Genomic DNA, 2,319 nt, shown 5'->3' on the forward strand with positions numbered 1-2,319 from the left:
AAGCGGCGACGTGGAGCAAATCTCAGAAAACCGGTCGTAGTCCGGATCGCAGTCTGCAACTCGACTGCGTGAAGTCGGAATCGCTAGTAATCGCGAATCAGAATGTCGCGGTGAATACGTTCCCGGGCCTTGTACACACCGCCCGTCACACCATGGGAGTGGGTTGCACCAGAAGTAGCTAGTCTAACCGCAAGGGGGACGGTTACCACGGTGTGATTCATGACTGGGGTGAAGTCGTAACAAGGTAGCCCTAGGGGAACCTGGGGCTGGATCACCTCCTTAAACGATAGCTTGGCCTGTTCAAGTGTCCACACGCATTACCTGGTTGATAAGTAAAGAGAGCGAGATGTTTACATCGGAGCTGCTTGATCGGATTTTTTGATCAGATCAAGGCGCTTTTTGAATGAGCGAAGGCATGTAGATAGCTACATAACTGAGCGAAAGAGAAAAGCAACGCAGAGCTGATCAAAAAAGACATCAAGATATAGGCTTGTAGCTCAGGTGGTTAGAGCGCACCCCTGATAAGGGTGAGGTCGGTGGTTCGAGTCCACTCAGGCCTACCAAATTTTAACGAATACGGCGTTAAAATGTGACTCGCATACAAGTGTATGCTTCGCCACATTTTGCCTTGTCTTCGCTAAAATTCTGCGGTTCCATATACCGTGTAAAAATATGGGCTATAGCTCAGCTGGGAGAGCGCCTGCTTTGCACGCAGGAGGTCTGCGGTTCGATCCCGCATAGCTCCACCATTCCTTGGAATGGAAAGGAAAAATACCGTATTACCTGATGGAAACAAAAAAAACATAGTAACAGTAAGTTTTAAATTATCGGTTTTATTTGAGCCTGCGCTCAAAAAAAACTGAATCGATAATTTAACGCTTAGGCGTTATTACGCTCTTTAACAATTCGAACTGAAAGAAATAGATTATCTTGTAGCAATACAAGCGCCAACCGGCGTAATCGATCGTTACCAGCAAACATCAATTGAACAGACGCCTTCGGGTTATATGGTCAAGTGAATAAGCGTGCACGGTGGATGCTTGGCAGTCTCAGGCGATGAAGGACGTTGTAGCCTGCGAAAAGGTACGGGGAGCTGGCAAACGAGCTTTGATCCGTACATGTCCGAATGGGGAAACCCACCTAATTTATTAGGTATCTCTTGTCTGAATACATAGGACTTGAGAGGCGAACCCGGGGAACTGAAACATCTAAGTACCCGGAGGAAAAGAAATCAACCGAGATTCCCTAAGTAGCGGCGAGCGAACGGGGAGCAGCCCTTAAGCTGCGTTATGGTTAAAAGAACGCTCTGGAAAGTGCGACCGTAGAGGGTGAAAGTCCCGTATTTGAAAACCTAAACGTAGTGAAAACGAGTAAGGCGGGACACGTGATATCCTGTCTGAAGATGGGGGGACCATCCTCCAAGGCTAAATACTCCTGACTGACCGATAGTGAACCAGTACCGTGAGGGAAAGGCGAAAAGAACCCCTGTGAGGGGAGTGAAATAGACCCTGAAACCGTGTACGTACAAGCAGTGGGAGCCGTTTTAATACGGTGACTGCGTACCTTTTGTATAATGGGTCAGCGACTTACTTTCAGTGGCAAGCTTAACCGAATAGGGGAGGCGTAGGGAAACCGAGTCTTAATAGGGCGTTTAGTCGCTGGGAGTAGACCCGAAACCGGGCGATCTATCCATGGGCAGGTTGAAGGTTGAGTAACATCAACTGGAGGACCGAACCGACTACCGTTGAAAAGTTAGCGGATGACCTGTGGATCGGAGTGAAAGGCTAATCAAGCCCGGAGATAGCTGGTTCTCCTCGAAAGCTATTTAGGTAGCGCCTCATGTCTCACTCTGGGGGGTAGAGCACTGTTTCGGCTAGGGGGTCATCCCGACTTACCAACCCGATGCAAACTCCGAATACCCAGAAGTGCAATCATGGGAGACACACGGCGGGTGCTAACGTCCGTCGTGAAAAGGGAAACAACCCAGACCGCCAGCTAAGGTCCCAAAATCTAAGTTAAGTGGGAAACGATGTGGGAAGGCTCAGACAGCTAGGAGGTTGGCTTAGAAGCAGCCACCCTTTAAAGAAAGCGTAATAGCTCACTAGTCGAGTCGGCCTGCGCGGAAGATTTAACGGGGCTCAAACTTAGTACCGAAGCTGCGGATGCGTGCATTTTCGAATGTGCGCATGGTAGAGGAGCGTTGTGTAAGCCGTTGAAGCGAAAGCCGGGAGGCATCGTGGAGGTATCACAAGTGCGAATGCTGACATAAGTAACGATAAGACGAGTGAAAAACTCGTCCGCCGGAAGACCAAGGTTTCC

At 49.3% G+C, this 2,319-nt stretch carries 1 tRNA gene and 2 rRNA genes; all 3 read left to right on the forward strand.

From position 1 onward, the window contains the following. Positions 1-282 (forward strand): 16S ribosomal RNA (locus tag LH51_RS11120); the annotation flags it as partial. A gap of 204 nt (positions 283-486) precedes the next feature. Continuing rightward, positions 487-563 (forward strand) — tRNA-Ile (locus LH51_RS11125). Between the two features lie 446 nt (positions 564-1,009). Beyond that, positions 1,010-2,319: ribosomal RNA gene (locus LH51_RS11135) — 23S ribosomal RNA — on the forward strand; the annotation flags it as partial.

The organism is Nitrincola sp. A-D6 (assembly GCF_000764495.1).
Lineage (GTDB): Bacteria > Pseudomonadota > Gammaproteobacteria > Pseudomonadales > Balneatricaceae > Nitrincola.